At 56.9% G+C, this 26,765-nt stretch carries 20 protein-coding genes; 15 read left to right on the top strand and 5 right to left on the bottom strand.

Annotation, left to right across the window (positions count from 1 at the left end; translation table 11 throughout):
- Positions 1 to 142: 142 nt before the first annotated feature.
- The 4 genes from ACTVJH_RS02525 to ACTVJH_RS02510 all read right to left on the bottom strand — a co-directional run bounded on the left by ACTVJH_RS02525 (position 143) and on the right by ACTVJH_RS02510 (position 5,186).
- The gene (locus ACTVJH_RS02525) at positions 143 to 1,093 is read right to left on the bottom strand and encodes an ABC transporter substrate-binding protein (protein WP_455987139.1); all 951 of its coding nucleotides are present in this window, start codon (positions 1,091 to 1,093) and stop codon (positions 143 to 145) included.
- Between the two features lie 159 nt (positions 1,094 to 1,252).
- Positions 1,253 to 2,728 (bottom strand): betaine-aldehyde dehydrogenase, encoded by a 1,476-nt coding sequence (betB, locus tag ACTVJH_RS02520; protein WP_455987138.1) that lies wholly within the window; start codon positions 2,726 to 2,728, stop codon positions 1,253 to 1,255.
- Between the two features lie 14 nt (positions 2,729 to 2,742).
- A complete protein-coding gene (betA, locus tag ACTVJH_RS02515; protein ID WP_455987136.1) occupies positions 2,743 to 4,383 on the bottom strand; it encodes a choline dehydrogenase in 1,641 nt (546 codons plus the stop codon).
- A gap of 11 nt (positions 4,384 to 4,394) precedes the next feature.
- The gene (locus ACTVJH_RS02510) at positions 4,395 to 5,186 is read right to left on the bottom strand and encodes a FadR/GntR family transcriptional regulator (RefSeq protein ID WP_455987134.1); all 792 of its coding nucleotides are present in this window, start codon (positions 5,184 to 5,186) and stop codon (positions 4,395 to 4,397) included.
- A gap of 557 nt (positions 5,187 to 5,743) precedes the next feature.
- Between ACTVJH_RS02510 and ACTVJH_RS02505 the strand changes: the two genes are divergently transcribed.
- Positions 5,744 to 6,130, top strand: coding sequence for a hypothetical protein (locus ACTVJH_RS02505; protein WP_455987132.1), 387 nt, complete (start codon positions 5,744 to 5,746; stop codon positions 6,128 to 6,130).
- Positions 6,131 to 6,254: 124 nt separating this feature from the next.
- On the opposite strand, the gene trmFO is transcribed toward ACTVJH_RS02505, so the two are convergent.
- The gene (trmFO, locus tag ACTVJH_RS02500) at positions 6,255 to 7,586 is read right to left on the bottom strand and encodes a methylenetetrahydrofolate--tRNA-(uracil(54)-C(5))-methyltransferase (FADH(2)-oxidizing) TrmFO (RefSeq protein WP_455987198.1); all 1,332 of its coding nucleotides are present in this window, start codon (positions 7,584 to 7,586) and stop codon (positions 6,255 to 6,257) included.
- Between the two features lie 744 nt (positions 7,587 to 8,330).
- Between trmFO and gap the strand changes: the two genes are divergently transcribed.
- From gap to ACTVJH_RS02430, 14 genes are all read left to right on the top strand, one after another.
- Positions 8,331 to 9,332: a type I glyceraldehyde-3-phosphate dehydrogenase gene (gap, locus tag ACTVJH_RS02495; RefSeq protein ID WP_455987130.1), complete on the top strand. Its 1,002-nt coding sequence runs from the start codon at positions 8,331 to 8,333 to the stop codon at positions 9,330 to 9,332.
- Positions 9,333 to 9,591: 259 nt separating this feature from the next.
- Positions 9,592 to 13,089: a DNA polymerase III subunit alpha gene (gene dnaE, locus ACTVJH_RS02490; RefSeq protein WP_455987128.1), complete on the top strand. Its 3,498-nt coding sequence runs from the start codon at positions 9,592 to 9,594 to the stop codon at positions 13,087 to 13,089.
- A 318-nt stretch (positions 13,090 to 13,407) separates the two neighbouring features.
- Positions 13,408 to 13,836: a 6-carboxytetrahydropterin synthase QueD gene (queD, locus tag ACTVJH_RS02485; RefSeq protein WP_455987126.1), complete on the top strand. Its 429-nt coding sequence runs from the start codon at positions 13,408 to 13,410 to the stop codon at positions 13,834 to 13,836.
- Positions 13,833 to 14,318 carry a D-aminoacyl-tRNA deacylase gene (gene dtd, locus ACTVJH_RS02480; protein ID WP_455987124.1) on the top strand — a complete coding sequence of 162 codons (486 nt, stop codon included), beginning with the start codon at positions 13,833 to 13,835 and terminating at the stop codon, positions 14,316 to 14,318. Before queD ends, dtd begins: the two co-directional genes overlap by 4 nt.
- Positions 14,319 to 14,421: 103 nt before the next feature.
- Positions 14,422 to 15,522 carry a FapA family protein gene (locus ACTVJH_RS02475; protein ID WP_455987122.1) on the top strand — a complete coding sequence of 367 codons (1,101 nt, stop codon included), beginning with the start codon at positions 14,422 to 14,424 and terminating at the stop codon, positions 15,520 to 15,522.
- A gap of 265 nt (positions 15,523 to 15,787) precedes the next feature.
- Positions 15,788 to 16,543, top strand: a complete 756-nt coding sequence (locus tag ACTVJH_RS02470) for a motility protein A (protein WP_455987120.1) — start codon at positions 15,788 to 15,790, stop codon at positions 16,541 to 16,543.
- On the top strand, positions 16,543 to 17,301 hold the full coding sequence (locus ACTVJH_RS02465) for a flagellar motor protein MotB (protein ID WP_455987118.1): 759 nt from the start codon (positions 16,543 to 16,545) through the stop codon (positions 17,299 to 17,301). The genes ACTVJH_RS02470 and ACTVJH_RS02465 overlap by 1 nt, the downstream gene beginning before the upstream one ends.
- Before the next feature lie 67 nt (positions 17,302 to 17,368).
- A complete protein-coding gene (locus ACTVJH_RS02460) occupies positions 17,369 to 19,078 on the top strand; it encodes a CgeB family protein (protein ID WP_455987116.1) in 1,710 nt (569 codons plus the stop codon).
- A gap of 67 nt (positions 19,079 to 19,145) precedes the next feature.
- Positions 19,146 to 20,549, top strand: coding sequence for a glycosyltransferase family 9 protein (locus tag ACTVJH_RS02455; protein ID WP_455987114.1), 1,404 nt, complete (start codon positions 19,146 to 19,148; stop codon positions 20,547 to 20,549).
- A gap of 81 nt (positions 20,550 to 20,630) precedes the next feature.
- Positions 20,631 to 22,388, top strand: coding sequence for a flagellar hook-length control protein FliK (locus tag ACTVJH_RS02450; RefSeq protein WP_455987112.1), 1,758 nt, complete (start codon positions 20,631 to 20,633; stop codon positions 22,386 to 22,388).
- A 12-nt stretch (positions 22,389 to 22,400) separates the two neighbouring features.
- Positions 22,401 to 23,129: a flagellar hook assembly protein FlgD gene (locus tag ACTVJH_RS02445; protein WP_455987110.1), complete on the top strand. Its 729-nt coding sequence runs from the start codon at positions 22,401 to 22,403 to the stop codon at positions 23,127 to 23,129.
- Positions 23,130 to 23,213: 84 nt separating this feature from the next.
- Positions 23,214 to 24,968 (top strand): flagellar hook protein FlgE, encoded by a 1,755-nt coding sequence (locus ACTVJH_RS02440; protein WP_455987108.1) that lies wholly within the window; start codon positions 23,214 to 23,216, stop codon positions 24,966 to 24,968.
- Between the two features lie 418 nt (positions 24,969 to 25,386).
- A complete protein-coding gene (locus tag ACTVJH_RS02435; RefSeq protein ID WP_455987106.1) occupies positions 25,387 to 25,695 on the top strand; it encodes an MTH1187 family thiamine-binding protein in 309 nt (102 codons plus the stop codon).
- Positions 25,688 to 26,722 carry an AIR synthase family protein gene (locus ACTVJH_RS02430; protein WP_455987104.1) on the top strand — a complete coding sequence of 345 codons (1,035 nt, stop codon included), beginning with the start codon at positions 25,688 to 25,690 and terminating at the stop codon, positions 26,720 to 26,722. Before ACTVJH_RS02435 ends, ACTVJH_RS02430 begins: the two co-directional genes overlap by 8 nt.
- Positions 26,723 to 26,765: the final 43 nt, after the last annotated feature.

Genomic DNA, 26,765 nt, shown 5'->3' with positions numbered 1-26,765 from the left:
GTTGGCACCCGCAACGCCAACAGACCCTACTGCCGCTTCGCTCAAGGGGCAGAGGATCAGAGAAACGCACACAAAACCCGCCTTGCCCGAAAACGGACAAGGCGGGTCTTGTGTGCCTTCCAGCGTCATTCCAGCCTGAATGTTACCTCAGCGCGGCTTCAAAGGCGGGCAGGGCGGGTTTGCCGTCCACCGTGGTGATACCGTCGAGCCATTTCCGGTATATCTCGGGATGTGCTTTGACCCACATCATACCTGCCTCGGCGGGCTGCAGATTGTCGTCCTTGAACATCATGGTCATGATCTCGTTCATCATGGAGATGGGGAAGGTGAATTGTTCGAGAAATGCGGTCACATTGGGGTATTCCTTGTCGAATCCCTTGCGATAGTTGGTGTAGACTGTCGCGGTTCCGTCGTTGGGGCCAAAGGTCTCCCCGTTGCTTCCCGAGAGGTATTTCATGTCAATGACCTTGTTCATGTAATGCGGGGACCAGCCCAGGAAGACGATCCATTTTTTGTCCCGGACAAAGGACTGGACCTGTGAGAGCATTCCGGCCGCGCTGGACGGGATGAGTTCAAAGTCACCCAGATTGTGCATGTTGTTGTTGATCATCTTCAAGATGACCTGGTTGCCGTCGTTTCCTTCCTCGATCCCGTAAATTCTGTTCTCCAGCTTGTCCGCAAACTTGTGGATATCGTTGAAATCCCGAAGCCCGGCTTCATAGCAATAGGACGGTACCGCCAGGGTGTACTTGGCATCGACCATATTGGCCACGGACTTGATGACCGTGCCCTGTTTGAAATATTCATTGGCCATGGTTTCCTGGGTGGGCATCCAATTGCCCAGGAAGAACTCCGCCTCGCCCGAGGCCATGGCCTTGTAGGCGATGGGCACGGAGACCATGAGATTTTCTGCCTCATAGCCCAGGCTGTTGAGAATCTTGACGGCGAGTTCGGTTTTCACGGTAACGCCGGTCCAGCTGACGCTGGCGATCTTGATCGGTTTTTTGGTCTCAGCCATGACCGATCCGGGAAGGACCATGGCAAAAGCACATACAATGATCCCCATGAGTTGTAGTTTGGCATTGGTAAACATACGACCTCCTTGGTTTGAGAATAGGGTCCGGGCATCTCGGCTATCTTGGACCGCAGAAAAAAATGGCAATGATGTCCGGAAAAAACGTGTTTACAGGGTATATGGATCGCTGGAAGCCGGCCAGGGACGTGGTCGACCCCATCCCTGGCCGGGTGGTGTTCAGCAACCGAACCAGTTCATCGGCTTGGTGGCGTGGTTCTGGTAGATGTGTTTGATTTCCGTATACTCTTCCAGACCGGTTTTTCCCAGTTCGCGTCCCATTCCGGACTGCTTGTACCCGCCCCAGGGGGCCTGGGTAAAGTAGATGTTGAAGTCGTTGATCCAGACCGTTCCGAATCTGAGGGCCCTGGAGACGCGGTAGATGCGGTCCGGATCCCGGGTCCAGAAACCGGCGGAAAGCCCATAGACCGTATCGTTGGCCAGGTGGATGGCCTCTTCTTCGGTGGTGAATTTCTCCACGCTGATGACCGGCCCGAAGACCTCTTCCCGGACGATGCGCATATCCGCGGTGCAGCCGGTGAACAGGGTGGGCAGGTAGTAGAAGCCGGATTGCAGCTCGGGATCGTCCGGGCGTTTTCCGCCCAGAATCAGATTGGCCCCTTCCTCTGTGGCAATGGATACGTACTGTTCAATGGATGCCAGATGTTCGGCCGAGATGACCGGCCCCATCTGGGTATCTTTGCCAAAGCCGTCACCGATGACGATCCGGGACATGCGTTCTTTGAGGGCGTCCACAAAACGGTCGTGGATCTCTTCCTGCACCAGGATGCGCGCCCCTGCGGAGCAGATCTGTCCGGCGTGGAAAAAGACCCCGTTGAGGGCATAGTCCAGGGCGGTGTCGAAATCCGCATCCGCAAAGATGATGTTCGGATTCTTCCCCCCGAGTTCCAGGGCGAGTTTTTTCACGTTCCCGCTGGCCGCCTTGATGATCCGCTTGCCCGTATCGATGCCTCCGGTAAAGGAGATCAGATCCACATCGGGATTTTCGGACAATTCCGCACCCACGCTGGAACCGGGACCCAGAACCACGTTGACCACCCCGGCCGGAAAGCCGGCCTCTTCGACCAGTTCGGCCGTCTTGATGGCCGTCAGCGGGGTGATCTCGCTTGGCTTCATGACCACGGTGCATCCGGCCGCCAGGGCCGGGGCCAGTTTCCAGGCCGCCTGCAAAAGGGGGTAGTTCCAGGGGGATATCTGGCCGCAGACACCCACGGGTTCGCGGATGGCCATGCTCGAGGTGTTGGCAAAGGGCGAACTGATGACCTCGCCGGCATCCTTGTCCGCCAGACCGGCGTAATAGCGGAAAATGCCGGCTATCTCATCCATGTCCCAGCGGCTTTCCTCCACGGTCTTGCCCGTGTTCAGGGTTTCCAGCCGGGCCAGTTCTTCCACATCCCGTTTGATCAGATCGGCCAGCTTGTAGATCATTTCTGCGCGTGCCGTGGCGGTCAGTCCGGCCCAGGATTCGTCCTCAAAGGCCTTTCTGGCGGCCTTGATGGCCAATCGGGCGTCTTCGCGGTTGCCCGTGGGCACAGAGGCGATGGTCTCCCCGCTGCAGGGGTTGAGTATGCCGATCCGCTCGCCGGAGATCGATTCGGTCCATGTGCCGTTTATGTACATCTTCTTTGTGATCATCAAAGAACCTCCGTTTATTTCGCTTTGTAGAATCCCGCATCGAGCGGGCGTTCCGGGGTGTTGCCCAGAATGATGTCCGCGGCCTTTTCAGCGATCATCATGACCGGGGCATAGATATTCCCGTTGGTGATTTCGGGCATGATGGACGCGTCCACCACCCGCAGGTTTTCCACGCCATGCACCTTGAGATCGGCGTCCACAACGCTCATGTCATCGTAGCCCATTTTGCATGTGCTGCAGGGATGATAGGCGCTTTCCCCTTCCCGGGCCACGAAATCGAGAATTTCCTCGTCGCTCTGCTTGTCAGCGCCCGGAGCGAGCTCCTCGCCCCGGAATTCGTCAAAGGCCTTCTGGCTGATGATGTTCCGGGAGCAGCGGATGGCCTCGACCCACTCTTTTTTGTCCTTGTCCGTGGACAGATAGTTGAACACGATCTCGGGATAGTCGCCGGGATCAGTGGATCTGATCTTCACGTGGCCCCGGGCGTCCGAGTACATGGGACCGACATGGAGCTGGAATCCGTGCCCGGCCGCAGGCGCGGTGCCGTCGTATCTGATGGCGATGGGCAGAAAGTGGAATTGGAGATTGGGGTACTCCACCTCATCGTTGCTGCGGATGAATCCGCCGGCCTCGAAGTGGTTGGTTGCCGCCTCACCGGTCTGTCCGAAGAGCCATTTGAGACCGATCCAGGGCTGGTTGTACCATTTGAGGGCCGGGTACATGCTCACCGGCTTCTGGCAGGCATATTGGACATAGAGTTCCAAATGATCCTGAAGATTTTCGCCCACTCCGGGAAGATTGTGGACCACGTCGAGGCCCAGGGCGTTCAGTTCGTCACCATTGCCTATTCCGGAGAGCTGCAGCAGTTGCGGGGTGTTGATGGATCCCCCGCAGCAGATGATCTCGCCGCCATAGGCCTTACGGAGTTTTTTGCCCCTGGCGTATTCCACGCCGATGGCCTTTTTTCCGCCGAACAGAATTCTGGTGGCCTTGGTCCGGCATCTGATGGTCAGATTGCGCCGCTTCTTGACCGGATGGACATAGGCCCGGGCAGCGTTCCAGCGCCGGGAGCGGTAGATGGTGGCGTCGAAATGGGAGAAGCCTTCCTGCTGATATCCGTTGACATCCTCAGTCAAAGGATAGCCGGCTTCCTGCACCCCGTCGAACAGGGCGTTGAACAGGGGGTTGGCGCATTCGGGGGTGGTCAGATAGAGGGGGCCGGAGGTTCCCTGATACTGGGTTGCACCGGACTGGTGGCATTCGAAGCGCTTGAAATAGGGGAGGCAATGGGCATAGTCCCAATTTTCCAATCCCTCGTTCTGGCCCCATTTTTCATAATCCATGGCATTGCCCCGGATGTAGATCATCCCGTTGATGCAGCTGGATCCACCAAGAACCTTGCCCCGAGGCTGATATATTCTTCGGTTGTGCATGTGCGGCTCGGGTTCGGATTCATACCACCAATTATAGGTCTTGCCCTGCAGGGGGTAGGTCAGGGCAGCGGGCATGTGGATGCGAAAATCCAATTTGTAATCCGGATGCCCGGCCTCCAGAACCAGGACCTTGTTCTTGGGATTGGCGCTGAGTCTGTTGGCCAGAACACTGCCTGCCGATCCGCCGCCGACAATGATGTAATCATAATTTTCAGTGGGCATGGTCGCTCCTCTTATGTTTGTGTATGGTTGTTCAATCTGGGGATTTCCAAAAAGTTTTTCCGATTGGGCAGGGCCCCGTTTTTTTCCTGAACACATCGCAGTAGCATCAGATAATGATTTCCAACATAAGTCAGGGCCTTGAGTGGTTCTCCTTCGGCGATATGTCGGGCCGTTTCCTTCCAGTTGGATACGGTCATTTCCCGGTAGTCCGGGTCATCGTAGAGGGCGTAGTCGTACGAGCTGAACCCCTTTTGGATGGCGTACATGACCCACTCGAAGACGGGATTTTTGGTCATCCGGGCGAATTGGATGTTCAGGGCCCGGTCAAGTTCGGCAATGGTCGGCATGTCCGGATTGTCGTTGGCGACATAGGCCTCGAGCTCCAGGGTCTTTTCCACCAGGGCCATTTTCTCTTCTCTGGTTCCCCGGGCAACGGCCAGGGCGGTGATGGTTCTGTCCAGACTTTCACGAAATTCTATCAATGATTCCGGGTCGATATTTTTTTGCTTTAGGAAAAGGGTGAAGGACTCGCTGACGCTGTCCACTTCGATCTGTTTGATGAATGCCCCGCCCTTGGAGCCCTTTTTGATTTCAATGAGTCCTTTTTGTTTCAGGATCTTCTGGGCCTCGCGCACAACACCCCGACCGGTCTTGAACTGGGTCTGCATGTCGCGTTCGCTGGGCAGCTTTTCGCCGGGAAGGATCTTTCCGTCCATAATGGCCGCTTCGACCTGCAGGGCGATATCTTCACTGGCCCGTCCGGCCTGGACCGGAGTGAACAAAAGTTTGATGGCTTCAGACATTATTGGTCCTACTTTTAAGGCGATGGTTGGTCAGGAGATGAAAAATTTGTTTTTCATTACCCTGAAATTATGGAATAAAATATTGAAGACTAAGAATTGAATTGTTTTTTCTTGCTAAATGGTAGTACCATTGCTAGTCGTAATCCCGTTGCCCTGTCAAGGGTGAAATGATCCTCTTGCAGGGCTGATTTGTTCTCATGGCCGGCTTGCCCCATTCCGGGCGCTTTGAAACTCCCTCGCGGGCCTCGTACCATCAAGCCGTTGCTCCATAAGAACATGGTTTTTCGGCAAAAAGTCCGGCAACGGCTTGATGAACGATGCCTGGCTCGGTCAGACAGTCAAACCGCCCGGAACGGGGCAAGCCGGCCACCCTATTCCAGGTACTTGGACAAGAACAAATTTGCCTTGGCTCCTCTTGTGGAGCATTTTTTGTCGACCGAGTTGAAAAAAAAGCACAAAACATGACTGTCGAGTAATGGCAGGTGCAAAGGTGGAGAGGCTCATGGGAGCTTTTTGGTCCATAGCTTGTTTTGAATTTTTTTACCAGGTGATTTGCTATGTTTGTTTTTGTCGTACTGCGGGATATTTTTATCCTGGTGGCAGGGGTATGGTTTTTCGAGTTCTATCTGGATTTTCGACTTCCCGAAGAGGACAATCTGCTCGTGTATTTTGTGGCCATTCCCATTATCTGGGCCACATTGAGCCAGATCTGGACCTCGTTCAGCTACCGTGAGCTGGAAAACAGATTCATGCGGATTGGCAACCATGTCCTTGGAGTGCTCATGCTGGTGAGCACGGTTTTTCTGATCAGCGCGGTACTCAACTCCATTGAAAGCAGTCTTTCCCTTGCCGGGAACATCTTCTTTCATTTTGTCGGGTGGACCGTGCTCGTGGCCTTTGTCTTTTATGAACTGGTGGATATCCAGCGGGAGAAGGAGAAGTAGGAAGGAAAATCAAGCGCACCCGGGATGTCCGGGAGGGACATGCCGGGTGCGCCTGGCGGATACCATGCGGGAAAACGGTCGGACTGCAGCCGACAGCGTGATCTGTAGTGCGGGAGTGCGTGGTTTAGGACAGGGATGTCTGTCGGAGCCACTTGGCGAAAGCCTGAACCGCTCGGGCGGCATAGAGTGTTTTGCGGTCTTTTTTTCTGGCCTTGCGGTTCAGGCCGGGCATGAGACCAAAATTGATATTGGAGGGCTGGAATTTTTTGGCCGGGGTCTGCACATGGTGCAGAAGGGCTCCCAGGGCGGTGGTGGCCGGAGGAAGGGAGGTGATCTTTTTGCTCAAAAACAGACCGAGCCACAGGCCGGTGGCCCCTGATTCCAGATACCCTTCCACCCCGGTGATCTGTCCGGCCAGAAAGAAACCGGGCCTGTCTTTCAGCTCCAGATGCGGGGTGAGCACCTTGGGCGCGTTGACAAAGGTGTTTCTGTGGATGGAACCCATGCGCTCGAATTCCGCGTGTTCCAGCCCGGGGATCATGGAGAAGATCCGTTTCTGCTCCGGATAGGTGAGTTTGGTCTGGAATCCGACCATATTCATGGCGGTCTTGTCCCTGTTCTCCGCCCGGAGCTGGACACAGGCAAAAGGCTGTCTGCCGGTGCGCGGATCGATCAGGCCCACGGGTTTCAGGGGACCGAAGGCCAGGGTCTGCTCCCCCCGGTCGGCCATGGTCTCGATGGGCAGACACCCCTCGAAATGGATCGTCTTTTCAAACTCCCGGGGGTTGACCCGGGTTCCCTCCTTCAGGGCCTGGACAAAGGCCGTGTACTCCTCTTCATTCAACGGACAATTGAGATAGTCCTTTTCCTCGGGATGATACCGGGATCCCCAGAAGGCCTTGTCCATATCGATGGAGTCCGTGGCCACGATGGGGGCGATGGCATCGTAGAAATAGAGGTCGTTTTCCCCGGTGGCCGCCATGAGGCTTCGGGTCAGGGGGTCCGAGGCCAGGGGTCCGGCAGCGATGATCACCCTGGAAAAGGGCTCGAGAAGAGGATCGTCCAGGGAGGTGATCTCCTGGCGGATAATGGTCAGCTGTTCCAATCCCTCCAGTTGCCGGGTGATCTCCTGTGAAAAGCGTTCCCGGTCCACGGCCAGGGCCTTGCCCGCGGGGATGGCGGTGGTGCGGGCGGCCTGCATGATCAGGCTGTCCAATTGTTCCATCTCCATTTTGAGCAGTCCGATGCCGCTTTCCGGGTCGGTGGAGCGCAGGGAATTGGAACAGACCAGTTCGGCCAGGCCCTCGTGCTGGTGGGCCGGGGAGAAGCGGGCGGGTTTCATCTCGAAAAGCGTGGTGGAAATACCACCCTTTGCCAGGTGGAAGGCGGCCTCGCTTCCGGCCAGCCCCCCGCCGATCACGGCGACGGTAGGTGTTTGTTCAGATTGTGTGGTCATTTCAGTCATTGTGGTCAGTTGGGTCATCATGGTCAACACGGTCAACAATGTCATGCCGTGACGTGGTTGTGAAGGGCTGGTCCTCAAAGATCCCCACCGTGGGATCTGCTGGCTAATCGGTTCGCAGTGGTCTGTCCAGCCTTGGAGCTGGGGCCGCCGTGCTGGTTTGTCCCGTTTGGGGCGGCTCGAAACTCCCTCGCCGGCCTCGTACCATCAAGCCGTTGCTCAGTAATGGTTACAATTTCGGCATGATGTCAGGCAACGGCTTGATGAACGATGCCTGGCTCGGTCAGACAGTCGGGCCGCCCCAAACGGGACAAACCAGCCCGGCTGTTTCAGAGATTGGGGCGAAAACAGTTTTTCCCTGTGGGAAGAGTCCAGGGTTGATGTATTCTCATGGCAGGCTCGCTGTCCGTAGGAAACTGCCGCGTATTGACTAAAAAAAGTCCACAATATAGCCATGCTATGTGACGAAAGCAAACGTGGAGCAACCCGGCTCAGCCGGCGGCAACGGGTCTGACTCCCGGCCGGGAGTGATCCTTCGAGCACGCTGTACCCTGTAAGTGGGCTGGATGACCGGCATCTTCACGATGTTTGCATGCTGGTTGTTTGTATATTCTTTTTGGACTATGCGCATGTTTGACGACTGATGGAACGATTGGCGAACCGGAGTGCCCGGCTGCGAGGTCGGGGGTCTGGAACAAACCGTGAGACGATTTGGCTCAAGAACAAAGGAGAAACGTAATGGCTATCAGGATTGGATTGAACGGGTTTGGTCGGATTGGCCGGTACATGGCCAGGCTTCTGGCCGGGGATCAGGATTTCGAACTGGTCGTTGTCAACGGACATCGGGGAACCAACAGCGATCTGGCCCATCTGCTGCGCTATGACTCGGTGCACGGAACCTTTGCCGGGGCCGTGAAGGCCAATGATCAGGGATTCCTGCTCGAGGGCAGGCAGGTGGCCATCGAGCGCAATGCCCCGGCCGACTGGGATTGGGGAAAATACGATGTGGACATCCTTCTCGAGACCACCGGTATCTTCAAGGATCGCGAGAACTGCGAGAAACACCTGGCTGCCGGCGCCAAAAAGGTCATTGTCAGCGCCCCGGCCAAGGGTGCGGACGTGACCGTGGTCATGGGGGTCAACCAGGAGGAATACGATTCCTCCCACAAGGTCATCTCCAATGCCTCCTGCACCACCAATTGCCTCGCCCCGGCTGCCAAGGTCATCCACGACACCTTTGGGATCAAGCACGGGCTGATGACCACCATTCATTCCTATACCATGAGCCAGCGCATTCTGGACGGCACCCACAAGGATCTCCGCCGGGCCCGGGCCGCTGCCCTGTCCATGATCCCCACGACCACCGGCGCGGCCAAGGCCGTGACCAAGGTTATCCCCGCCCTTGCCGGCAAGCTGGACGGCATGGCCGTGCGGGTTCCCACTTCCAACTCCTCTCTGGTGGATTTTGTCTGCGAGCTGGACAAGGCGACCAGTGTCGAAGAGGTCAACAAGGCCCTCAAGGCCGCATCCGAAGGTCCCATGAACGGTCCCCTGGGATACAGCGATGAACCCCTGGTCTCCATTGATTACAACGGAAGCGTCCATGGCGGGGTGGTCGATTCCCTGTGCACAACGGTCATGGACGGGACCATGCTCAAACTTCTGCTTTGGTACGATAACGAGGCCGGGTTCTCCAACCAGCTGCTGCGGCTCACCCGAATGGTGGCAAAGGATATGTAGGTTGTGAGTGCGCAGGGGGCAGTGCGCAGGAAAGGATAGGTGCCAAGAGCGCAGTTTGTAAGGATAGATTGTCCGCTCGATGTGATGTCGAGGGGAAACAGCATGCTGAAATCATGGCGGAATTCGTTTGGTTACGGGCGGATTCCGCCCTTTTCGCTTTTTTCTGTGTTCTTGCCTTTGGTACGGTTGTTCTCTAGGAAAAAAGTTTGCGTATCACCCTGTGCGGTGATCAGGCTTAAACCCCTCAAACCCCCTCCTCATGTCAGACTTTACCCATCTTCATTGTCATACTGAATATTCCCTGCTCGACGGTGGTATCCGGATCAAGGATCTGTGTACCCAGGCCGTTGATTTTGGTTTTTCCTCGGCCGCCATCTCTGATCACGGTAACCTGTTCGGGGCCCTGGCCTTTTATCAGATGGCCAAGAAGTTCGGGATCAAGCCGATCATCGGGTGCGAGGTCTATGTCACCCCGGGGAAGATGAAGGACAAGGATACCCGGACCAGATACCATCTCCTGCTTCTGGCCCAGAACAATCAGGGATACAAGAATCTGGTCAAACTCGTTTCCGACAGTTTTCTGGAGGGGTTTTATTACAAACCGCGGGTGGACAAGGAAAAATTGATCCAGTGCAGCGAGGGGATCATTGCCTCGTCAGCCTGTCTCCAGGGCGAGGTACCCCAGGCCCTGCGGAACAAGGGCATGGATGAGGCCCTGGCCGTGGCCAGGGAATATGCCTCCATCTATCCGGATCGTTTCTATCTCGAACTCATGGTCAACGGGCTCAAGGAGCAGGAGCGGGTCAACGAACAGCTGAAGGAGCTGGCCGAGGCCACCAGGCTTCCCCTGCTGGCCACCAACGATTGTCATTATCTTTACAAGGAAGATGCCGAGGCCCACGATATCCTGCTCTGCGTGGGCACGGGCAAGCTGGCCAGCGACACCAAACGGCTCAAGTTCGATACGGACGCCTTTTACTACAAATCTCCCGAGGTCATGGAGCACGAGTTCAAGGACTGCCCCGAGGCCTTGGAGAATGCCGCGCGCATTGCCGAGAGCTGCAATCTCGATCTGACCCTGAACCAGCATTATTTTCCGGTCTACGATGTTCCCGAGGGGAGGACCCTGGACGAGGAGTTTGTCAAACTCTCCAGAGAGGGACTCCGGCAGCGTCTGGATCAGCTGCCCTATGAGGTGGACGAAACGGTCTATCACGCCCGCATGGACCAGGAGCTCGATGTGATCATCGAGAAGGGATTTCCCGCCTATTTTCTCATTGTCCAGGATTTCATCAATTGGGCCAAGGAGAAGGGGATTCCCGTGGGCCCGGGACGGGGTTCGGCAGCCGGGAGCATCGTGGCCTGGTCCCTGAAGATCACCGACCTGGATCCCATCAGGTATCATCTTTTTTTCGAACGGTTTCTCAATGTCGAACGCGAATCCATGCCTGATATTGATGTGGATTTCTGCTACAACCGCCGGGAAGAGGTCATCCGCTACGTCAGCGAGAAATACGGCAAGGATCATGTGGCCCAGATCGTGGCCATGGGGACCATGAAGGCCAAGGGCGTGGTTCGGGATGTGGGACGGGTTCTGGATATCCCCCTCAAGGAAGTGGACAAGATCGCCAAACTCATTCCCGACGATCTCGGCATGACCCTTCAAAAGGCCCTGGAACAGGAGCCCGATCTGGGCAAGCTGATGCAGGCCGACGCCCGGGTGGACAAGCTGCTCACTATCTGCAAGCGCCTCGAGGGGTTGGCCCGCCATGCCTCCACCCATGCGGCCGGACTGGTCATCTCCCAGAAGCCCATGACCGAATATCTCCCGCTCTTTCGAGGCAAGAAGGGGGAGGTGATCACCCAGTTCGACAAGAAGAAGGTCGAGGTGGCCGGGCTGATCAAGTTCGACTTTCTGGGTCTCAAGACCCTGACCGTGATCGACGACGCCCTGAAGCTGATCGAGAAGAACGGCAAGACGGTCCCTGATGTGGAAAAGCTCCCCCTGGACGATCCCCAGTCCTTTGAGCTCCTCTGCCGGGGGGACAGCGACGGGGTCTTTCAGCTGGAAAGCTCGGGGATGAAAAATGTCCTTCGGAGCATGCGACCGAGCTGTTTCGAGGACATCATCGCCCTTTTGGCCCTGTACCGTCCCGGCCCCCTGGAGAGCGGGATGGTCGATCTCTTTGTGCGCCGGAAGCACGGCGAGGAAAAGGTCGAATATCCCTATCCCAGCCTGGAACCCGTACTCCAGCCCATTCTCGAGGACACCTACGGGGTGATCCTCTATCAGGAACAGGTCATGAAGATCGCCTCGGACCTGGCCAACTACTCCCTGGGCGAAGGTGACATCCTGCGCCGGGCCATGGGCAAAAAGGATCCAGCGGTCATGGCCAAACAGCGGACCCGTTTTCTCCAGGGAACCCGGGAAAACGACATCCCGGACGAGGCCGCCGAATACATCTTCGATCTCATGGAGAAGTTCGCCGGATACGGGTTCAACAAGTCCCACAGTGCGGCCTACGCCCTGATCTCCTATCAGACCGCCTATCTGAAGGCCCATTATCCGGCCGAGTTCATGGCCGCCATGATCACCTCGGAGGTGAACAACACGGACAAGGTCATGGCCCATGTGAACAACTGCCGGGAAATGGATATTCCGGTCCTGCCCCCTGACGTCAACAAGAGTGAGAATCAGTTCACGGTCGAGGGCGAGCAGGTCCGTTTCGGCCTGTCCGGAATCAAGGGGGTCGGCGCAAACGCTGTTGCGTCCATTGTCGCGGAACGTCAGGCTGGAGGCGATTTCCTCAGCCTGCTCGATTTCTGCCAACGGGTGAACATGCGCAAGGTGAACAAGAAGGTTATCGAGAGTCTGGCCAAGAGCGGGGCCATGGATGCCCTCGGATGTACCCGGCGATCGATAATGGCCGGGATGGAACGGGTCATGGCCATGGCCCAGCGATCCTCCAAAAACACCACCGGGGGACAGCTCTCCTTCATGAGCATGGTGACGGATGCGGCCTGCAGCCTGACCGGGCTGGGCATGGATATCGAGGAGGCCGGACTCGCTGAATATCCGGACGAGGAAAAATTTCAGATGGAAAAGGAGGCCTTTGGCTTCTACCTGGTGGGCCATCCCCTGGCACCGTACCGGGAGGAGATCCATCGTCACAGTTATGCCACCCTGGAACGGCTCAGGGAATCCTCGGTAGGCAGCGAGGGACGTGTGGCCGTGATCGTCACCGGGCGAAAGGATATCCTGACCAAAAAGGGTGACAAGATGGCCTTTTGCCAGGTCGAGGACCTGACGGGTATGGGCGAGGTGATCGTTTTCCCGGAGGTTTTTCACCAGTTTCGTGAAGAACTCGACAAAGACGAGCCCTTGCTTCTCGAAGGCGTGGTCATCAAGGATGATCGGGATCAGGCCCGGGAAGAGGAAGGAAGTGTTCTCAAGTTGCGGGCGGTCTCCTTCAAGCCGCTGTGCGCAGCGGTCAAGGAAGGGATTGCCGCTGTCTGTATCCATGTGGCCCATCCCCGGGTGGCGGGGCAGGATTTTGTCAACGGGCTCAAGGAGATCCTGGCCAGATATCCCGGGGACAATCCGGTTCATCTCTCTTTGGAGATAAACGGTTTTTTGTGCACCGTCCGCCTGGGGCCCGCCTTTCAGGTCAGTACGGATCCCATATTCTGGAAAGAGATCGAGACCTGGCGGGCCGGGGTTGTTCGGGAAAGGGACGCGGAAAAAAGTGCGCAGTAGGCAGGGCGCAGTGCGCAGGAAAGGCAGGAAAAGTGAATGCTTAGCGAGCTTGCGAGGTTAGCAGACCTTATGCAACGCTAAAGTGAATGCTTAGCGAGCTTGCGAGGTGAGCAGACCTTATGCAAAGCTGACGGGAAAGGCGAATGTCCAAGGGGCGAACCTTGTGTTCGCCCAAACCGGAACGAGCAGGAGGAAAAGAAAGGAGACAGGAGAATCCCGGAAAAGTGACAACTATTTTTTAGGATTCGACAGCCTGAGCCGTCTTTGAAAAATCAGATACCCCCTCGTATCACACAACGATCAAGGAGTTGAGTTTCTATGACCCATAATGGACGCTGGCGTCTTCGGGTACGCCTGGACTTCAGCGCGGCGCATCAGCTCAGGCACTATCAGGGCAAGTGCGAGGCGTTGCACGGCCATAATTTTACCGTCGAGGCCGAGGTTTCGGGTACCCGGCTGGACCCGAAAATCGGATATCTCATGGATTTCAAGGAGCTCAAGAATCACCTGAAAGAGGTGCTCGAGGGCCTCGATCATACCTGTCTGAACGAACTTCCCTATTTTGCCGTTCGTAATCCCACCTCGGAAGAATTGGCCAGATATATCTTCGATGGTTTGAGCGAACGTCTGCAGGACACACCTGTTCGTCTCTGTTGGACCATGGTTGCGGAAAAGGACAGCTCCATGGCCTTTTACGAGGGGTGTGAGGATCGGGGCCAGACATCCGGAACGGAGACGCGCTCATGAGGGCGATCATTCAGCGGGTCCACCGGGCGCGGGTATGTGTGAAGGGGAGCGAAGTCGGGGCCATTGATTCGGGGATGGTCGTCCTCTTGGGGCTGGGTGCGGAGGATGGTCCCGAGCTGGTCGGTTCACGGGTCTGGAAGGGGTTTTTGAATAAAATCGTCAACCTGCGTATTTTTCCGGGTGACAAGGCCCATTTTGATCGCTCCTTACTCGATGGTGGAGAAAACATCCTGCTTGTCTCTCAGTTCACCCTGTTTGGCGATTGCACAAAGGGACGCCGCCCCTCCTTTTCCGGTGCCCTTCGCCCGGAGATTGCCGAACCCCTTTTCAACCGGTTTGCCGAGGATCTGAAACGCCTCTGCCCTGATCTGGCAACCGGCATCTTTGGCGCGGAAATGGATGTGGAGCTGGTCAATTGGGGACCGGTGACCCTCTCCCTGGACAGCAGGGAGCTTTTTCCGGGAGAATATTCCAAGACATGATCCGGCAGCCGTGAATTGTGGTGGCTCCCCGGCTGGCTTTTAAGGTCACGGTCTGCCGTGTGGAACCGATGTTTGCCAATGTTTTCGAGCGAGGATGGTGACTATGTCCTATTTTCTCAACCACCATTTTGATCCGGATTTTGATCATCAAAAGTTGTCCCCCCTGGCACTTGAAGGGGGCGGTGTGGATCATCGCAAGCTCGGTTATGTGCAGAACGTGCTTCAAGGAGATGTCCTGGCGAATTGGAAGGAAATTCCTCCCGGAAAAGAGAGTGCATACGATGCCAGGTTCGTTCACGAGCACAAGAAGTTCCCCATGGGCCATAATTGCCGGGTGGATCCGGAAGATCCAGACCGCCTCCTGGCCGGGGCCAATGGATATGTTTTTTATCTCGACGGAACCATCAACGTCAAAAAGGTCCTCAATATTCGGGGAGATGTGGATTATCACACAGGCAATATCCGATTCGTGAACGATATTATCGTTCACGGCACCGTACGCTCGGGGTTCGAGGTCACCGGGGAAAATGTTCGGGTCTACGGGAATGTAAACGGTGCCAAGGTGATGGCCAACCATGCCCTGCAGGTGGACGGCGGCATCAAGGGGTCCAAGAAGGCCGACATCCGGTCCAAGGGGACCATCAAGGTGGGGTTTTGTGAAAACGCGATCCTTTGTTCAGGACGTGACATCCTCATCCAGGGAGCCTGCTATCACAGCGATCTGCTGGCCCCCAGGCTCATCGTGATCAAGGGGCGTTTTTACGGAGGAAATGTCTATTCCCGGGGATCCGTGTTTGTTCAGGAACGGGTTGGATGCGGCATGGGGGGAAGGACCAGTTTTATCATGGGGTTTGATCCGGGTTTGCTGCGCAAGGGCAAACTGCTGGGCAGGAAGATCGCCGGAATCAAAGCTGTTCTGGATCAAATGACCCCTGCCGAAAAAAACGATTCCGAAAAACCCGCGGATCAGGAGACCCTGGCTGAAAGTTTGGATCAACTCATGGATCGATACCGCAACGTATGGAAGGCCATTGAATCTTCTTTCAATCCAGCGGCCCGGCTGGTCGTTCCGGGCGAGGTGCTGCCGGGTGTGGATATAAGCATCGGTCCTGCCCATTACCGGGTTGAAGAGCCCTTGCAGGATGTTTGCTTCTTTTTCAAGGACCATGAACTGTGTCATAGCTCACCGGCCCTGGACAGATGATATCTCCCAGGCTGATCCACGCTCTGTTTCGGCGTATCGATTGTCCCTCCCTCTTTGTCCTGAGCTCGTGAAAACGAACGCTTCGCGCGTTCCCGGGCAGATCTTTTCGAAGTTTTTGAGTTTGCCCTGATTGGGATGCGTTGTGATACATGGTTCGCGGCAAGGGTGCCTCGAGCTTTGAAAACATTTTACAAGCTTGCTCTGAAAAGGATTGCAACTGCGGTCCGGCAAGCCTGCCCTTCTTACAATATAAATAATAATTCGTATGGATATAGGAACACTGCTGGGTATTGCGGCCTGTTTCGGATTGATCGTCACGGCCATGTTTCTGGGCGGGAGTCTGGGAGCTTTCATCGATATCCCTTCTGTCTGTATTGTCATCGGCGGTACGGTTGCCGTGACCTTTGTCATGTACCCCATGTCCACGGTTTTCAGGGCCTTTCGGGTGATGATGAAGGCCTTTTTTGCCAAACCGGCCAAACCCCTCGAACTTGTTGCCACGATTGTGGAGCTTGCCGAACTGGCACGCAAGCAGAGTCTGGTGGCCCTTGAAAGGGCCGATGTAAACGACCCCTTTCTCAAAAAAGGGATACTCATGGTGGCGGACGGCACAGAGGAGCATCTTGTCCGTTCGGTCATGGAAACAGAGATCAATTTCATGAAGCAGCGACATCGCCAGGGACAGGGGATTTTCAAATCCATGGGTGCCATGTCCCCGGCCTTTGGAATGATCGGGACCCTGGTCGGTCTGGTGAACATGCTTCAGAATCTGGACGATCCCTCGTCCATCGGCCCGGCCATGGCCATAGCCTTGCTGACGACCTTTTACGGTGCGGTTCTGGCCAATGTCGTTTTTCTGCCCATAGCGACCAAACTCGGGGAGCGCTCCGCAGAAGACACCTTGTACAGGGAGATAATAGTCGAAGGGGTCATTTCCATTCTTAACGGCGACAACCCCAGGATTGTCAGCGACAAGCTCGAGGCCTATCTGGCTCCCGTGCTGAGGGAGAACGGAACATAGTGAACAGCGACAACAAAAAGGGTCTTCCGCTTCCCCGAAAGTGCCTCGACGACCAGCCGTGCGAAGAGGGGGCACCGGCATGGATGTCCACCTTTGCCGACCTCATGTCTCTTTTGCTGACCTTTTTCGTCCTTCTGCTCTCCTTTGCCAACATGGACATTCAAAAATTCCAGGACATGATGGGATCGGTCAAGGATGCCTTTGGTGTGCAGGTCAAACGGAAGCAGGACACCTACATTGCTTTTTCGCCCTCCAAATACGAGCGCGACGGCATCCCCATGAGCCAGCAGAACAAGGATGTTCTGGGATTGAACGCGGCCATGCAATCGGCCCTGCAGGAGGATGAGAGTCTCAAAAAGAATGTGGATCTCAAGCCCGAAGATTCCGGGTTGCTCATGCGCATCAGCAGCGGTGTCATGTTCGAATCCGGCTCAGCCGTGCTGACCAGGGAGGCTGTGCCGGTTCTGGACAAGGTGACAACGGTTCTGAGGGACCACAATTTTGATCTGATCGTACGCGGACATACCGACGATATTGTCCCGACCTCCTCGACCTATCCCTCCAATTGGGAGCTTTCCTCGGCCCGAGCAGCATCCGCGGTTCGCTACCTGCTCGAGCACAGTTCCATCTCGCCGTTTCGTCTCAAGGCTGTTGGCTATGCAGATACCCGGCCTCTTGTTCCCAATACGAGCGAGGCAAACAGGAAGATCAATCGACGTGTGGAGTTTTATTTCAAGCATCCCGACATCAAACATTGATTCATGTGGAAAGCGGTTTGCCGGGCGCTGATGCTCCCGGTCGGCAGGATTCGTGATGGAAAAAATCATGCAGCACGCAGATGACACAACCTATACGGTGCAGCCTCTTTTCCAGGGAAATGAGGTGGTCGATGTCGTTCTCGAGATCCAGGGCAGGTCCCGGCATCTGGTGGGAAAATACGGCAGGCGGCTCGAGCAGCGGATGATCGATGAGGCCGGGCTCGTTCCCCCCTGCCTCCCGGTTCTGCTTGGCAGCGGGATGGGATTTGCCCTGGAAACCCTGGTACAAACCTGGGAAGGCCCCTTCGCCATCGTGGACAAGGAAAAACCCATATACGAGGCAACCGGGCTCAAAGCGCGCTTTGCCGACCAGGAACAAATCCTCTGGATCGACGCCGACAATGGTACAGACGCCCTGAACATCCTGACCAGATGGCAGATGGACCATAAGGATCATCCGCCGTTGGTGCCCCTGGTGCATCCGGCCTACAAACGGCTTGATCCCGGGTATTACGGGACTATGGCGCAAACCCTGGAAGGGGGCAGCAAGGAGGATTTCTGGGCCAAAACCCGATATCCCCGATTTGTCTCCGACACGCCCCGGGTTCTTCTTTTGACCAGCGGATATTTTCTCATCGGCGAATTCACGAGCGTGTGCGACCGGATGGGTGTGCCCTACAGATTGGTCGTCCTTCCGGACGAAGAGGTCGGCTGCCAGGAATTCGTCGAGGATATCTTAAAGGCGGTTATCTCCTTTCAGCCCGATTTCGTGCTGACGATCAACCACCTTGGCGTGGATCGTGAAGGGGTACTCACCGGACTCCTGGAAAAGATGCGCATTCCTCTGGCCTCGTGGTTCGTGGATAATCCCCATCTCATCCTCTATCATTACAAGGATCTGTCCTCGCCGTTGACAACCATCTTCACCTGGGACGCGGACAATGTCTCCACGCTTAACGATCGGGGATTTGAGGATGTCCATTACCTCCCCCTGGCTACGGATGCGCACCGGTTCCTTCCGCGGTCCTGTCCGGATGATCGTTCCCGCTGGCGATCGGATGTTTCCTTTGTGGGCAATTCCATGGTCTCCAAGGTGGAGGACAAGCTCAGGCTGTTCGATTTTCCTGCCCGGCTGAAAAAGATGTTTCACAAGGTGGCCCAGGGATTCGGCCCGGAGGAGGCGTCCAGCGTGGAATCGTTTCTGGCCCGTGCCTATCCGGAGCTGGCCGGAGAGCTGCACGGACTTTCAAACATGGAAGAGCGTCTGGCCTACGAGACCCTGGTCACCTGGCAGGCGACCCTGGAATACCGGCTCTCCTGTGTGCAGCAGATCCTTTCGTTCTCTCCCTTGATCGTCGGGGACAGGGGCTGGCACCGGTTGCTGGGCAGGCCGGGAAACCAATGGCGGTACCATCCGGGGTTGAACTACTACAAGGAACTTCCCTTTTTCTATCCCTGTTCGACCATCAATTTCAATTGCACGAGTCTGCAGATGAAAGGCGCGGTCAACCAGCGGGTCTTCGATGTTCCGGCCTGCGGGCAGTTTCTGCTTACCGACCACCGCAGGCAGATCGAGGACCTTTTCGATCCCGGCAGCGAGGTGATCTGTTTTCACGATCCCGGGGAAATCAGGGATCTGGTCCGGTTTTATCTGCATCACGATACCGCCCGCAACAAGGTTGCGGCCAGGGCCCGCAGGCGGGTCCTGGCCGAGCACACCTATGAGCATCGCATCGAGGTCATTTTCAGGGTGATGCGTGGGCGGTACGGATCGTGACCGCGCACTGCCACCTTTTTCCATATACCTGTCAGTGCGGCTTTGAGCAGGATTTTCAGGCCCTTTTATGAAACCGATTCTTGTCATCCAGATGCTGCGCATGGGCGATCTCATCCTCACCTTTCCCCTGCTCCTGTGGTTGCAGCGGCGGTTTCCGGGACAGGAGATCGTTGTGGTGGCTGAAGCGCGGTTTTATAAAGATCTCGCAGTATTGGGGCCTTCTGTCAGGTATGTTCCTTCTTCGGACCACAACCGGATTCTGCAACAGGACTACAGCCTGGTCATCAATGTAAGCCATCGGCGTGAAGGGGCCTTTCTGGCCGGCAAGGTTCGGGCCGAGGAGAAGATCGGCCCCTTTCTGGATACCCAGGATCATATGTACATCCAGGGAAACTGGCAATTATACAGGGCCTCTCTGGTCAATTCCAACAGGCACAACACCTTTCACTGGGCTGAATTAAACGCCCTCGATGTCATCCCCCTGGGCGATCTTCGGGCCACGACCTGGCCTGCGCCCAGGCAATTGTCCCCGGACAATCCCAAGGTGGGCATCTTTCTCGGGGCCAGCCAGGAAGAAAAGCGTCCCGTTGCCTCCTTTTGGACCGAACTGGCCCAGGGACTCCTGGCCAGGGGGGTGCGCCCCGTCCTGCTCGGAGGCCCTGGAGAACGGGAGCTCGGGCGTCAGGTGGCCGCCCGCCTCGACGTCCCCGTATTGAACCTTGCGGGCACGACCTCCCTGGCTCAATTGGCCCGCATCGGTCAGACCCTGCAGCTGATGATCACCCCGGATACCGGCCCCATGCATCTTGCCGCATGGACCGGCCTGCAGACCCTGAATCTCTCCATGGGCCCGGTCAATCCCTGGGAAACCGGACCCTATCAGGGAGGGCATTATGTTCTCAGAACGACCATGAGCTGTTCAGGATGCTGGTCGTGCCGGTTCGGGGAGCCCAGGTGTACGCAGGTATTTGCCGCCTCCAAGATCGTTCGATTGGTGGATGAGGTGATCCGCCATCGGGCGCACAATCTCGAAAAGATGACCTTCACCGGCCTGGAGCTGATGCGTTCTTCGCGTCGTCAGGGATTGTACTGGCTCGATCCGGTGGGATCAGTTTCCCCGTCCCCCTCGTCCAGGCAGGCCCTGGATCGGTTCTGGCATTATCTGTGGAAGTGGCACTTCGGGGGGTGCAACGAGGCCACGGCCACAAAAGAGGCTGCGGTCTTCGTCACCGCATTTCCCATCCTGACGGCAAAGATGCGTGCCGGACTCCTTGTCCTGTGCCGGAAGGTGGCCGCTCAGTGTGCGCACGGCCCTGCAGGCGCGGATGATTGTTTCGATCACCCCTCCCTGCCCGCGCTGGCCCCCTGCCTTCGTTTTGCCAGGCTCGTTCTGGAAAACAACGATTTCTCCCGCGCGTCCCATTTGGACGTTCTCGCCCTTTTCGAGCGGATCATCTCCCTGCTCGAATAATCCCTCCCCCATACCCTTTGTATCGCCAGTGCACCACTTCTGGAACGGCTTTTGTAGATATGCCCTTCAAGGAGGTAGTGTATGCACATTTTTTCCCCCCTGATGGAGACGAAAGGCCAACCGTTTTTCGGCTCATCGGACATGAATGGAGGCTACGAAAACGGGGCCGATACAGAGTTTGAGTCCTGTTTTTCCCAGTGCCTTGCCTCGGATGACGGAGCGGATCGCAAGGCTCCGCCTGCTGCATCTTCGCAACACAACGAACACAAAGAACCCGCCGATTCGGATGGAGACCGGGAAAATTTTTCCCCTGTCGCGGATCGACCTGCTGACCAGAATGAGGAAGAGGGCACGGAAACGGACCAGAAGATTGCCGTGGAAGGCAAAGAACATGCTTCTGATGACGGGCAAACAGAAACGGTCACCGAGCAGGCTTCGCATGACGGGCCATCAGAAACGGTCAAAGACAAGGCCCTGCAATCCCTGATGCAGCTTCTTGCCCTGCTTACGGAGTCTGGAAGCTCGAACACGAACGGTTCACAGGGGACCGGACCCGTTGCAATCACCAGGGATCAGGCCCGGATGCTCCAGCGGCTGCTCGCTTTGCTTGCCAAGGAAGAGGGGATCCCTGCGGCGAGTCAGGCGGGCTCGTCCTCCCATGCAGACCCTTCCCGGGTCAGCGAGTTGCTTCTTGGCAACACGGAGCTGTTAAGCAGGCTCCGCGCATTGCTCGAGAAGCTGGATGCCAATGATGCGTCATCCGCGCGGGTTCTCGCGCAGATGAAATCGCTCGGGATGACCAAGGAAGATGTGAACCTTTTGCGGGAGCTGCTCGCCAAAACCCTTGACCGGCTTCCAAAGACATCGGGCAGGGAACATCTCGCCGGGCAAACGGCCGGGGAAGCCCTTTCCGCCACGAACAATCAGGGCCAGGAAGAGCCTGTTCCCCAGGCCGAACAGGCTTCGACCAAAGCGGGGAAAGCCGATCCATGGTCTGATCTGCGCGCCATGCTCAACCAGAAAAGCGTGGCCCAGCCGGGAAGTGGTGATGAGGCTGCATCGCGGACCGCCAAGGGTTCCGAACTGCACCAGAATGTCTCTTCGCTGCAGCATACCCCGGAAGAACACAACGATATGGAACAGTCCCGTCTGGTGAACGCCAGGGGTTCTGAAAAGGGAGACGGGCGGCTTGTGTCCAGGGACTCGGAACAATTCAAGGACATGATGGGGTTCAAGGACAAGGATGGCGGTGCCTCGGCAGGGAACAAGGGCCAGGGGCCACAGGCCGGTGAGACCAGTGTCCGTTCGGAGAACATGTTTTCCCGGACCATTCTGGATATGGATATGCGGGGTGAGGAGGTTGCAACGGATCGTCGGAGTGTCTCCCGAAATATCCTGGATCAGGTTCAGCGCGGGGCCTTTACCAATCTCGGGCAGGGAAAGAAGCAGCTCACGCTGCAGCTCAATCCGGCCCACCTGGGGGCAGTCAATGTCATCCTTCAGGTGAGGGGCAAGGAGGTCAATGCGGTTTTACGGACCAGCCACGAAGACACCTCGCGCGTTCTGGGCGAGCAGATGGTTCAGCTCAAGGAACATCTTGAAAAGCAGGGGCTTCGCGTGGTCAAGCTGGAGGTCCAGAACCAGATGCCTTCGCATGATCGACCGAATCAATGGAACGGCGGCTCTGAACACAACCAGTCCCAGGAGCAGTTCGAGGCCAATATGCGGGAATTGCGCTGGCGCTCGTTGCGCGGGGAAGGAGATGGTTTGGCCCGTGAAATGCAAATACTGGATCATGGGGCAAATATTTCCCCCAGAGGAATTGATTTTTTCGCATAACACGAGGTCATCATGTCAGGTATACAGACAGCAGGGAATATTTTGGGAGCCTACGAGCGGGATCAGGCCGCATCGGCTCAGGCCACTGGGGACGCATCCGAGCTGGGCAAGGACGCTTTTTTGCAGCTTCTGGTCACCCAGCTTGAAAACCAGGATCCTCTCAAGCCCATGGAAGATACCCAGTTTATTTCCCAGCTGGCCCAGTTTTCCAACCTGGAACAGATGACCAACATTTCCAAGGGGATCGATACACTGGTCGACAACAGCTCTCAGGACATGCTCAGCGGCGTGAACTATATCGGCAAGGGTGTCGTCTCTGCCGGCAGCACGATCAGCAAGAGCGAGGATCAGTCATCATCGCTCTATTATACCATTGAAGATCCTGCGGTGCGGATGACCATCAACATCTTTGATTCGGATGGAAACATGATCGACTCGGAAGAGGTCGGTGCCAGGCAGGCGGGAACCTATGCCTTTAATTGGGACGGAATCGACTATGACGGCCAGAAGCAGCCCGACGGCACCTACAGGGTGACCTTTGCCGCCGAAGGGGCCAATGGCCAGCCTGTTCTGACCAATACAGAGGTTGCCGGCATCGTATCCAGTGTGGAGTCGGTGGACGGACAGACCATGCTCAACCTGTCCGATGGCCGGACCGTGAACATCCTCGATGTTCGCGAAGTGGCCATGGTTCAGGACTCATCAGGACAGAGTGCAGAGAATGAATCAGGGGAAGAATAATATAGCGTCCAAAGGGTAACCCCCGGAGGACCGGATCGACCATGGATCTGTACGGCATGGGCGATCAGGGAAAAGGAGGAAATTATGGGATTGTCAGCAGCGCTTTATTCGGGAACCAGCGGTCTCAAGGCCCACGGCGAATCCATGACCGTCATCGGCAACAACATCGCCAATGTCAGCACGGTGGGCTTCAAGGGCTCACGGCTCCATTTCGAGGATGCCATGAGCCAGGCCACCACAACGGCCGCCGGCACCGGCCAGATCGGTCGCGGTGTGCAGGTGGGAACGGTCATGGCCGATTTTGCCCAGGGGTCCCTTGAAACAACCACCGAGGCCACGGACCTGGCCATAGGAGGCAAGGGCTTTTTCGTGGTCTCCCCTCCGGGCGAAGGTGTCCAGTATTATACCCGGGCCGGAAATTTCCGGTTCGACGCCGACGGCAGACTGACCGACCCCCACGGGTATGCGGTCCAGGGATGGAAGGTGCAGAACGACAATAATCCCATTGCGGCCACAGCTACTTCCACGGAAAATTCTTCCGCCAGAATCGAGGGTGTGCCCACGGATATCGTGCTGGACAATTTCCAGTCCCCGCCCCAGGCGACCTCCAAGGTCGATATCATGACCAATCTGGATTCCCAGAGTACAGACAAGTCCACACATAGAATTGAAGGGGATACTCCGGCCACCACCACCTACGATTCCGATCCCATGTTCGCCATGTTTGCCAATTGGGACGCTACAGCAGATGAGCCTATTGGTGACAGCATGTACAGTTACCAGTCGACCATCAAGACCTATGATCAGAATGGCACCGCACATAACATGACCGTGTATTTCGATCCGGTGAAGGACCCCGAGGTTACCGCCAATGCGGGCGGCAAGCAGCTCTGGGAGTACATAGTCACCATTCCGCCTGCCGAAGATGGTAGGACGCTGGTCGATTCGAATGCAACCCCGGATCCGGCTGACGATACCAATTATCCGCTTGCAGGAACCAAGGCCGCCGGGGTCGTGATGATCGGCACCCTGACCTTCAATGCCGCCGGTGAACTGACCAACAGTTCCGCGTTCACCCTGCCGGAAGATCTGAACGGAAGGGTTCCTGCGGATCTCAAGGATCTTGAGAACTGGACCCCAGCGGAATTTTCTTCCAACGGCTATCCTATCTGCACTGCCAATTTCCTGCAGGAGGACGATGCCTCGGCCGCAACCCAAGAAGAGTCCAAGAATATCGAGATCAATTTTGGAATCAAGAATTCAACCACGGAATGGGGAGCATCTTCGGGTACCGTTCCTGATAATGCTGGTGAAATCGGCGGCGGCGGATCTTTCCCCGCACCGGCCGAAGGTGACAGGGAAAGTGGTGTCTGGGCGTGGGATAATCTTCCGAGCATGAACGCCTCTCGCTCCGCCCTGGCGACCACCTCCTACAACACGGGATCGACCACCCTGTTCCAGTCCCAGGACGGCTATACGGCCGGGTTTCTCCAGGGGGTGTCCGTGGATCGGGACGGGATTCTGACCGGCAGCTATTCCAACGGGCAGGTTCTGGAACTCTACGCCCTGACCCTGGCCGACTTCAATGATCAGTATTCCCTGTACCGCGAGGGCGGCAACCTCTTCTCCGAGACCCGCTCCTCCGGACCGCCGCTCACCGGGCTGGCCAATGCCAGCGGCAAGGGGGCCATTGCCTCCAATTCCCTGGAGCAGTCCAATGTGGATCTGGCCACCGAGTTTGTGAGCATGATCACCACCCAGAAGGGGTACCAGGCCAACAGCAAGACCATTACGACAACCGATGAGATGCTCAATGTCCTGATTCAGATGAAGCGATAATTCCTCCCACCTCCCCTGGTGATTGAAAAGCCCGCCCTGTTGGCGGGCTTTTCCTGTTTCAGGCGCCAAGCGTGATGTGTTCTCACGGTCGGCTCACCCCGTTCCGATTGGCTTGAAACTCCCTCGCCGGCCTCGTAACCCCAGCCCGTTGCTCAATGAAAACAGTACGTTCTGGGCGATGTCAGGCAACGGCCTGGTGAACGAGGCCTGGCTCGGTCAGACAGTCAAACCGACCGGAACGGGGTGAGCCGACCATGAAAGTTCTGGTGCTTGGACGAGAACGACTGTGGCGTGTTCCAGGCGACCAACCAATTGCCAGCCCTGTTTGCGGATGATAAACCGTTGCGGTCCCATGAAGAGGGAAAGGAAACGTGAAGGTGTTGTATACCCACCGTATCAATCAACAAGGAGGTCAGCCATGCTCGCAGGTTTTTCAGTGTTGCCCGTGGGGGTAGGCGGAGAATTCAGGAAACATATCGCGGCGGTTGTCGATGTGATCGACACATCCGGCCTGAAGTACAAACTCGGGACCATGCAGACGACCATCGAGGGAGATCAGGACGAGGTCATGCGGGTGATCATGCAATGCCACAATCTGATGATGGAACAGGCGGGCCGGGTGATCACCTCCATCACCATCGACGATCGCAAGGGGAGCGTGGATCGGCTGGAGGGCAAGGTGGCCGATGTGGAGGCCGAACTCGGCAGGCCGGTGCATCGTGAGTAATCTGGTGGGCAAGCCGAACCCTTCCCGGTTGGATGCCCTGGTGCAGGGTGCCCTGGGTGCCCCGAGCGATCGGGTGCTGGTCGGTCCGGGTCCGGGGCTGGACGCGGCCGTTCTTCAAACCGGCGACGGCCGGGTCATGGCCATTGCCGAAGACCCCATCTTTCCCGCCCCGGGATTGCCCCTGGATATCATGGGGTGGTTCACCGTGCATATCGGGGCCAGCGACGTGGCGGTTACGGGAATCAGGCCGGAATTCATGACCTACACCCTGCTGCTTCCCCCCAACACTCCCGAGCCGGACGCGCGAACCATCATCACCAGCATCTCCCGTGCTGCCAAAGAGCTCGGCATCGCCATCGTGGGCGGTCATACCGGATGGTACGGGGCCGTGACCGTGCCGACAATCGGCGGGGTGACCGTCTGGGGAACGGCAGACAGGGACGCATGGATCTCACCGGGCGGGTCCAGAGACGGCGATACGATCCTGATGACCAAGGGGCCGTGCATCGAGGCCGCGGCCCTGCTTGCCATCGTGTATCAGGATCGGCTGGCCCGGGAGCTTTCCGCAGACATGCTCGCTTCCCTGAAAGGCCGGGTCGATCAGATCACCGTGGTCAAGGACGCCCTTACGGCCTTTCAGGCCGGGGGCGTACACGCCATGCACGATGCCACCGAGGGCGGGGTCCTGGGAGGACTCTGGGAAATGTCTGCCGCCTCGGGGATACCGGTGGACGTGAATTTCGATGCTATTGAACTGCCCGAAGACATCGCCGCCCTGGCCAGAGCCCTGGATTTCGACCCCTGGCAGGCTATCAGCGAGGGAACCCTGCTGGCCGCTGTCGAGCCCAAAGCCGTGGCCACGGTGCAAGGCGAGTGGCGCAAGGCAGGCATAGAAAGCATGGTTCTGGGAAGGTTTGACGCCGGCTTGAAGGAAAACACGCTTGTCCGTAACGGTACCAGACAGGTGCTTAAGGAGCCGGACAAGGATCCCTTCTGGGAGCTGTTTTTTGCCGGGTTGGAAGGATGATTACACGGACTGACACGGACTGACACGGACTGACACGGACCTG

The sequence above is a fragment of the Desulfoplanes sp. PS50 genome (assembly GCF_053851535.1).
This window is presented reverse-complemented; position numbering and strand designations above follow the sequence as displayed.

Bases quoted from the DNA above. Each gene is read 5' to 3' on its own strand.
- ACTVJH_RS02525 (WP_455987139.1), bottom strand. From the start codon at position 1,093: ATGTTTACCAATGCCAAACTACAACTCATGGGGATCATTGTATGTGCT.
- betB (WP_455987138.1), bottom strand. From the start codon at position 2,728: ATGATCACAAAGAAGATGTACATAAACGGCACATGGACCGAATCGATC.
- betA (WP_455987136.1), bottom strand. From the start codon at position 4,383: ATGCCCACTGAAAATTATGATTACATCATTGTCGGCGGCGGATCGGCA.
- ACTVJH_RS02510 (WP_455987134.1), bottom strand. From the start codon at position 5,186: ATGTCTGAAGCCATCAAACTTTTGTTCACTCCGGTCCAGGCCGGACGG.
- ACTVJH_RS02505 (WP_455987132.1), top strand. From the start codon at position 5,744: ATGTTTGTTTTTGTCGTACTGCGGGATATTTTTATCCTGGTGGCAGGG.
- trmFO (WP_455987198.1), bottom strand. From the start codon at position 7,586: ATGACCACACAATCTGAACAAACACCTACCGTCGCCGTGATCGGCGGG.
- gap (WP_455987130.1), top strand. From the start codon at position 8,331: ATGGCTATCAGGATTGGATTGAACGGGTTTGGTCGGATTGGCCGGTAC.
- dnaE (WP_455987128.1), top strand. From the start codon at position 9,592: ATGTCAGACTTTACCCATCTTCATTGTCATACTGAATATTCCCTGCTC.
- queD (WP_455987126.1), top strand. From the start codon at position 13,408: ATGACCCATAATGGACGCTGGCGTCTTCGGGTACGCCTGGACTTCAGC.
- dtd (WP_455987124.1), top strand. From the start codon at position 13,833: ATGAGGGCGATCATTCAGCGGGTCCACCGGGCGCGGGTATGTGTGAAG.
- ACTVJH_RS02475 (WP_455987122.1), top strand. From the start codon at position 14,422: ATGTCCTATTTTCTCAACCACCATTTTGATCCGGATTTTGATCATCAA.
- ACTVJH_RS02470 (WP_455987120.1), top strand. From the start codon at position 15,788: ATGGATATAGGAACACTGCTGGGTATTGCGGCCTGTTTCGGATTGATC.
- ACTVJH_RS02460 (WP_455987116.1), top strand. From the start codon at position 17,369: ATGCAGCACGCAGATGACACAACCTATACGGTGCAGCCTCTTTTCCAG.
- ACTVJH_RS02455 (WP_455987114.1), top strand. From the start codon at position 19,146: ATGAAACCGATTCTTGTCATCCAGATGCTGCGCATGGGCGATCTCATC.
- ACTVJH_RS02450 (WP_455987112.1), top strand. From the start codon at position 20,631: ATGCACATTTTTTCCCCCCTGATGGAGACGAAAGGCCAACCGTTTTTC.
- ACTVJH_RS02445 (WP_455987110.1), top strand. From the start codon at position 22,401: ATGTCAGGTATACAGACAGCAGGGAATATTTTGGGAGCCTACGAGCGG.
- ACTVJH_RS02440 (WP_455987108.1), top strand. From the start codon at position 23,214: ATGGGATTGTCAGCAGCGCTTTATTCGGGAACCAGCGGTCTCAAGGCC.
- ACTVJH_RS02435 (WP_455987106.1), top strand. From the start codon at position 25,387: ATGCTCGCAGGTTTTTCAGTGTTGCCCGTGGGGGTAGGCGGAGAATTC.